The sequence below is a fragment of the Halomonas sp. B23F22_20 genome (assembly GCF_043496985.1).
Classification (GTDB): Bacteria; Pseudomonadota; Gammaproteobacteria; order Pseudomonadales; family Halomonadaceae; genus Halomonas.
The window spans coordinates 1-7,688 of sequence record NZ_JBIEKH010000044.1 but is presented as its reverse complement, the minus strand read 5'-3'; the positions used below and the strand labels follow the sequence as shown (position 1 = coordinate 7,688).

The following is a 7,688-nucleotide window of genomic DNA, read 5'->3' as shown; positions in this document are numbered from 1 at the left end:
ACGTCTCAGGCCGCATACCGGCCAATACAATACCCTATAGAAGCGGTGTAGCAGCCTGAAGGGCGGCTTAGTCCAACAGGCATTTATCCGCCATGCTGCGCACGGCGAAGAAATGCTGAACAGTTAGGCGTGAGGAGGGTTCTTGCGAAGAGTTGAGGAAGCGCTCAAGCTTTATCAAGACGAGGTTGCCACAGCAACTTGGACGTTTTATGCATGGAAGCATCTAAACAACATTGGGTCTAATGATAGAGCTGTCCGCCGTGGCTTAAACCGCAATGCGGCAACTTGGAACGTAATTACGCACTCCCTTCAGACGACATTTTTCATAACCATTGGCCGTCTTTTCGATATTGATGGCGATGCCTTCTCTGTCCACGCATTCCTTCGATTCTGTATCGAGAATGTTGACCAATTCGACGCTCAACATATTCGAGAGCGAAAGATGACTGATCAAAATGGCATTGAGCCTGATTGGTTGGAGGACTACATGGGCAGAGTGTATGAAGCGAAGGAGGAAGATTTTCAGCGTTTGAGGGGCGAAGTAGCCAAACGCCAGAAACGTTACGAAGAGATATATCGGCCTATACGAAACAAAGTCATGGCCCACAAAGAGGTTGCCTCCCTGTCAAATGTCACAGAGATCTTTGGTCGAACGAATATTGGCGAAATTCAGGATTTTTTGACCCTATTTGGTCAAGTTGAGAACATAATTTTCGATCTAATGCACAACGGTAAATTGCGGAAGATTGGAGAGTACCCTTTGCGAGAAGAGCAGAGAATGGAAGAAGATGTCACCTCTTTGCTAGATCGAATCAAAGCCTAACCAATGGCTGTTGGCGGACGCTCCTACGCTGCGCTCCGGCACGCCGCAAAGCCAAAGCGTTAGCTTTCTTTAGTGCGATATTAAAAAATTATGAATAGAAAAAATAATCATGGAAGTGTTTTATGGTAGATAGTAATTCAGGTGTAGAAGGGGGCTCTGGCTATTCATTTCAGCGCTGCTGTGTTGTTTTTCTGCTATTTGAAGGCTATGAAGAGATAAACTCAAATAATTACTTTATTTGCTTGGAACACCATGAAGATTTTCTATTCGCATTTTTGGATGACAATGGTCAGTTAAAAAAAATTGATACATACCAAGCAAAGAAGTCAAGAAATGATTGGAGAACAGACGACGATCTTTGCGAAATTATTGGTAAAATTACGATGGTAGGAAAGGAGCTTGTTAGCGACCCCATCGAAAAGTCTAATGATTATCAACACACGTTAAGCTTTCTTACCAATAGGAATATATTATTAACAAGCAAGAAAGAAAGTGGTCAAAAGCAAGATAAGATCAAAGTTCAAGTCTCAAATAAACGGAAAAAATATTCTGACTTGTCAGAGAAGATCAAGAGAAATATTGAACCGAGGATTTGCCAGTCAATACTTGATAGCACTCAATTAGAGCACGTTTATTTTCAGTATATTGATTTTGCTCAAAGCCACAAAAACTGGCAAAGAGAACTAAAAGGCTTGGCCATTGAACACTTTGGCCAAGAGGTTAATGACCATGAGGCTGTTATTTCCACATTAATGCAATTATTAGAAGATGTGGCACAATCGTATAACGATGACAATAAAGTTCTTCTATCTGATCAAAGTAAAAGAATTACGAGAAATAAAATAAATGAAACATTCAAAATGTTCACTGAAAGCAGAAAGTCGTTTGATTTTTGGAGGAAGTATTCCGAGCAAATTTCAGCTCAGTTGGATTTGAAACTCCCAATACGGCGAAGGGCCAAAGAATTGCTTGAGAATTGTTTTGATTATTTTAAAGATATTCAACAAGTTGAATATCGAAAAATTTATAAATTTGTTGAAGAAAGAACAGATATTGATGAGTTGCACGTGAGTGAAGCTGATTGCATTGTTGATTTATACAGTCGTTATCAACAAGAATTTCAGCCTAGATTAGAAAACCATATGGTTTCATTCGCTATAATTGCGGCATATGTTGAGACAAGAGGAATGCATGTCTAGTTTAATTATAAATAGCTTGCTAGTTTATTCCCCAAGCGACGAGAAAGGATTTTATACTGAGTTTAGTGATTCAGTAAATATCGTTCACGGTAGAAACACCTCAGGGAAAAGCACTCTTATTCAATCAGTTATTTATGCCATGGGGATAAATGACTCAAAAGAAAATCTAAATGATATTAATAGTAATGGTGTTTTTTTTCGTCTTGATTGCGATCTAAAGGGCCATAAAGAACATTGTAATCTGGTATTCGTTCGCTCAGATGACACGTTGGTTTTGAAAAAGGGGAGTGAGCCACCTATTAGGTTTGATGGCATTAATAGCAATAATTCATTCGAATATGGTAGGTATAAAGATATTTTTTCAAAATTAATTGGCTTTGATTTGGTATTGCAAAAGCAATCGGAGTTAATTGGTGCGCCATTAGAAGCAGCGCTATTGCCTTATTATATATCCCAGTCCGTGGGCTGGGTTTATATGCGTGAGTCCATTGGGGATTATAGATTTTACAAGGACTTTAAGTTTGATTTTTTGGATTACTATTGCGGCATTGAAAGCAGTCATGAAAGAATCAATAAATATAACCTTGAGAAAGAAAAAAAGGAGCTTGGCTTTGAGCTGAAACAGCTTAACTCTTATGAGGATAAAAATGAAGAGTTGAAAGTATCAAAGCTACTTGATGAACGATTTAAAGGTGAAGCTGAAAAGTACTTAGAAAGCTACCAGGATTTAAACAAAGACCTATCTAGCAAAGAAGCAGAGCATACCAAGTTATGCAATAAGCTGAGTATGTTGAGAGGTCGACAAAAAGTATTAACCCAGATAATAGCTAACATCAAGAATCAAAAACCAAGAATTGATCAATGCCCTACATGTAATCAAGGCTTACCTGGTGACTTAAAAGAATTTTATCTCTATAGCCAAGATATCAATGATGCTTTAAAAGAAAAAGACAATGTAAGAGAGCAAATCAAAAAAACAGCAGCGAAGTTAAATTCAGTAGAAAATATTATATCCGAACTGAGAGTTAAAATAGAGAATGATTATTCGGTATTGCGTAATCTAAAGGTGAGTAATATTACATTTGATTCTTGGCTTAATCACAATGCCAATCTAAGAATGTTAAAAAACATTTCCATTAAGAATGATCTCTTGCAGAAAAGAATCGAAGTTATAAATGGTGAGATAGATAGAGTTGACAATGGTGTTGATATAGATTCTTTGAGGCAGGTTAAGGAAAGAGAGTTTCTTTCTATATTCAAGCGTAAAGTTTCAGAGTTGGGCGCTCAACTTCCAAAAGAAGGTAAATATCATAACTTGTATTCTATAAGTTCATTTCCCTGTCAAGGCGTTGAACTGCATAAGTTATTAATGGCCTATAACTTTTCGTTTTACGAAATGGTTTATACAAACCCTGACATTCATAGCTTTCCATTTCTCCTTGATGCTATTTTCAAAGAAGACATTGACACAGAGAGTCGAAGTAATATTTTTAATTTTCTTTCTCAGGAAACTAAATCTATTGGGCAGGTTGTTTTTTCCGTTGCGGAATACAAAGGAGATGACACATCATCTGCTCCTCTTTTTAATATTGAGACTGTTAAGAATCAGTATTTTTCTGAAGAAACAAAATTAATATGCATTGGAGATGGCAAAACAAAGCGGTCATTTCTATCCAAAAGTGATTTTATAGATAGTGAGTTGATAAACGATACAATAGGTTTGTTGGAAGTTGTCTGATGTCTGGAGCAATGCGTAAGCTAACAAGTCATTCCAGTTCGTTACGGCCCTGATGGGCCTCCACCGGACGCCCTTGTCAGGGCGCCGCTGAATATTGGCGTTAAATTTTGAGAGAACCATGAATACGTGAATTGAATTAGAGAAGCATGTTCAGCAGGTGTACTCGTTTCTGCTCAATATGAAGGACGAGGGTGTAGTGGTTGGCCAAGATATTCAGATAACGGACAAACACGGGCGCTCGCACCAAGTCGATGTCTACTACCAGTTTGAGAAGGCGGGTATAACACATAAGGTAGCCATTGAATGCAAAGACTGCGGTCGCCCAATTGATAACGGTCAAGTTGCCCAGTTTTTCGGGAAATTAAGTAACGCTGGCAGTATTCAAAAGGTGATGGTCTCAAGGCTGGGGTATCAAAAGCTCGCCCGGGAGATCGCCGAAGATAATGATGTATTGTTGCTCACCATAGATGATCTCCCAAAACTGAATGAATTGCTCGCCGAAAGGCTGAAGACCGTAGCTCTGCCCGATGAGACTACTGTAGGAGAGCCTTTCTGGACAATTATGGAAAAACGTGAAGGGCGAGTAACAGGAAGCTTTTTCGCGCATCCTCATCCCTCGACGAAACGACCAGAAATGCTCTTGTTCTATTCCAAGGAACATGCGAAGCGGGCATTCAAGGAGGCGTCACTGAATCCGAAGGAGTGGTGTGTGCGCGGAATGCCCCAATACGTATTCAGGTCTTTTTTGATTCAGCTTGAATTAGCTGAAATGAGGGGCTTCGGAGCGTCGGTATTGTTCGCTCCCCCTGGAGCTCTCAAGCATAAACCGTTTATCGCTGTATCCGCTTCAAGAGAAGATCTAATAGCGGAGTATTACGATGGCGATGTTCCGAGTATAAGAGCAACAATTTAACCAGGCCATGCATCGGGTACCAAAACCTCCGTTTCACTACGGCTTTGTCACCGGTGATGGCAGCGTTAAGCTTCCTCGAGGCAGGCAGTCTTCAATAATTTATTAGTGGATCCACATGGCCAAAAGAAATAACTATAAGCAGCATCAAGCAATAGGCGGATGGAAACTTGATTCCCGGCTAGGTAAAGGTGGAAATGGTGAAGTCTGGCGAGCAAATAAAAATGAAGATGTCGGAGCAATAAAGCTTTTAAAAAATATAAGAGAAAATATTTACAAGCGTTTCAAGTATGAAATCCATGCTATTACAAAAAATAGTGATATCGATGGCATTGTCAGAATCAAAGAATATGATTTGCCAGCAGACACCACTCGCACGGTTCCTTGGTTTGTTATGCCTGTTGGTAAGAGGTTTTCAGAATGGCGCGAGGGAAAAGATACGCTTGACATAGTAAGGGGGATGTTGCTTGTAGCAAAGACAATTGATCAATTACACAGCCGGAATTACTATCATCGTGATATTAAACCTGCAAATATTTTGTACATCGGTGATAGGCTATGTTTGGCTGATTTTGGATTGGTTAAGTACCCAGGTCGAGATGATGTGACTGAGCGTGGTAAAGACGTAGGTCCAAAATTTACAATGGCCCCAGAAATGCGTCGTTACGCGCATGAAGCAAATGGCGAGTTTGCAGATGTATATTCGTTCGCGAAAACACTATGGATTGGAGTTGCCGGAGACTTTAAATGCTTTGACGGACAATATAATGTTTTTTCAGCGGTAAGCTTAAATAATTATTGTCAAGACCTCTACACTAAATCGTTAAATGATTTGTTGACTGATTGTACAGATCACACGCCAGAAAAACGACCAAAAATGACTGAGGTGGTAAAAAGACTAGAGGAATGGGTTGAAATTAATGAAGATTTCCACGAGAAAAATCTGACAGAATGGTTTGATCTTCAAAATAAACTCTTTCCTGCGGGTGCCCCTGACTCGGTTACTTGGACTGATCTCGCCGATATTATCACGATATTCAATGAAATTGCGAATGTGAGAAGCTTGAATCATATGTTTTTGCCTGGAGGTGGAGGTAATGCACTTATTGGTGCTGGCTACGCTAAAGAAGAAGGGTTCATATCTCTAAAAATTTCAGAAAAAAGCTTTGATGTCCTAAAGCCTCGTAAGTTGACTTACGAATCTTTTGGCGTTGATCCTCAGTGGAATTATTTCAGGTTAGAAGCGGAATCTATAGAGCCTACAGGTATATATGGCGATAGACAGCCTATATTCCCATATGAAGAGCTTGTAGAGATTGAACCATCTACCTATATTGAGCGATACCATTGGGATTTAAATGAGTACAACGGCGATGAATTACCTCCAGAGTCCCATTTGGTCTGTAGATATTTTGAAGGTGCTTTTGTTATTTTTAGTACTCGATCAATTTATAATCGAGTTTCTGCAACTTATGACGGAAGGCACAACAAAATGTCTGAGAAGGAGTTTAGGGAATATATAAAGAGAAGTGCGTTACACCACAAGACAGCAGCTTAATAAATGCGGGCAAGGGACGCTCATGACGTCGCGCCCCTGCCGCTAGCGTTATAATCTACAAGAGGTGCGCATTCACATGGGGTACTTTTCAGACTTAGCTATTTCTATGAACGAGGGTCACAATTTGACTGAAAGGGATACCTTTGTTTGTGGTGACTGTGTTGTTGATGAAGCACTTCAAGTTCTTGTAAATGATAATCTGGAATCTAAAAACTGCAGCTATTGCGAAGCTGAGTCTTCTGAATTAATTGCGACTCCTTTTGATTTGGTCATGGGGCGAATATTTGCCGCAATCTCGAGTAAATATGCTGACGCTCAAGATCTGGATATGCCATGGGTTGAAGGAGGATGGTTAACCGGAGAAATTTATACTCATGATGTTGTTGGAGACTTTGATCCTGGTTGGGACGGAAAATTTCTAGATGACATAATTGATTCCTTAGACCCAATGACATACTGGGCTGAGCACTCTAAAGGCGATTGGGCGATTAGTGATCCGAGCGACACGCTTTTATATGGGTGGGATAGCTTTAAAACTCAGGTAATAACAAAAACGCGATACCTCTTTCTGACAGAGCCAGAAGATGAATTTTCGTCTGGGCGACCCGATTATATTCCAATATCAAGTATGCTTGATGCTTTGGGTGAAACATGTGTCCGAGAAGGGTTGGTCACCGTTATCCCAGCAGGTACTGAATTCTATCGTGTAAGGCATGCATCGAAGAAAGATAATTTTACCTGTTTTTACGAAATGGGTGTTCCACCCGTTGGTGTCGCAAGCGCTGGCAGAATGAATCCGCCGGGAATTTCATATTTGTACTTGGCTTTTGAAAAGGATACCGCTGAAAAAGAAGTGCTGAGTTGGTCTAAAAGGTGGTTCACTGCGAGATTTCGGTCAAAGGTAGATATATCAGTGGTTGATTTTTCTGTGCTGCCAGATATACCGAGCGTCTTTGAGCCCGATCTGTATGACACTAGGCATAACAGATACTTTTTGTATGCTTTCAGGAGTGAGTTAACTTTGCCGGTAGGAAAGGATGGGAAGGAACATGTAGATTATGTCCCAACGCAAATAGTGTCAGAGTACTTTAGATATCGATTTAGAAATCGAGAAGGCGCTGGAGTTATGGGTATAAAATACCCAAGCGTCAAAAACGAGGGCGGGGTGAATCTTGCTATATTCTCCTCTAATAATGACGAACTCCAAGAAAATTTCGATCTGATAGATATACAGGAATGCTAACAAGCGCATGTTGTCGGACTGGCTCTCCGCTGCGCTCCAAACCAGCCGCAAATGCGAGCGTTATATCAGGCTGTATGAACGTCCTCCAGATGTACAGTGATGGTTATTACCTGACACATGCCCCCGTGGGGCCCCTATAGTTAAGCAGTGTTTTCCGTCGTTTTCCTGGGCTCCTTCTTCGCTGATTTGGGGAGCCCTTTCTTGAACGCGGCATAGG

General features: G+C 40.5%; 6 protein-coding genes. All 6 read left to right on the top strand.

Going from position 1 to position 7,688, the window contains the following annotated elements:
* Nucleotides 1-142 precede the first annotated feature (142 nt).
* Nucleotides 143-823, top strand: coding sequence for an AbiU2 domain-containing protein (locus ACGTN6_RS20300; protein ID WP_394594843.1), 681 nt, complete (start codon nt 143-145; stop codon nt 821-823).
* 122 nt (nt 824-945) lie between these two features.
* Complete coding sequence (locus ACGTN6_RS20295; RefSeq protein WP_394594842.1) at nt 946-2,022, top strand: hypothetical protein; 1,077 nt, start codon at nt 946-948, stop codon at nt 2,020-2,022.
* The gene (locus tag ACGTN6_RS20290) at nt 2,015-3,760 is read left to right on the top strand and encodes a hypothetical protein (protein ID WP_394594840.1); all 1,746 of its coding nucleotides are present in this window, start codon (nt 2,015-2,017) and stop codon (nt 3,758-3,760) included. The genes ACGTN6_RS20295 and ACGTN6_RS20290 overlap by 8 nt, the downstream gene beginning before the upstream one ends.
* Nucleotides 3,761-3,956: 196 nt before the next feature.
* Entirely contained in the window at nt 3,957-4,673 is a 717-nt protein-coding gene (locus ACGTN6_RS20285; RefSeq protein WP_394594838.1) for a restriction endonuclease, read from the top strand.
* A 115-nt stretch (nt 4,674-4,788) separates the two neighbouring features.
* On the top strand, nt 4,789-6,228 hold the full coding sequence (locus ACGTN6_RS20280; protein ID WP_394594837.1) for a protein kinase domain-containing protein: 1,440 nt from the start codon (nt 4,789-4,791) through the stop codon (nt 6,226-6,228).
* A gap of 76 nt (nt 6,229-6,304) precedes the next feature.
* Nucleotides 6,305-7,471, top strand: a complete 1,167-nt coding sequence (locus ACGTN6_RS20275) for a HEPN-associated N-terminal domain-containing protein (RefSeq protein WP_394594835.1) — start codon at nt 6,305-6,307, stop codon at nt 7,469-7,471.
* The last annotated feature ends 217 nt before the right edge of the window (nt 7,472-7,688 follow it).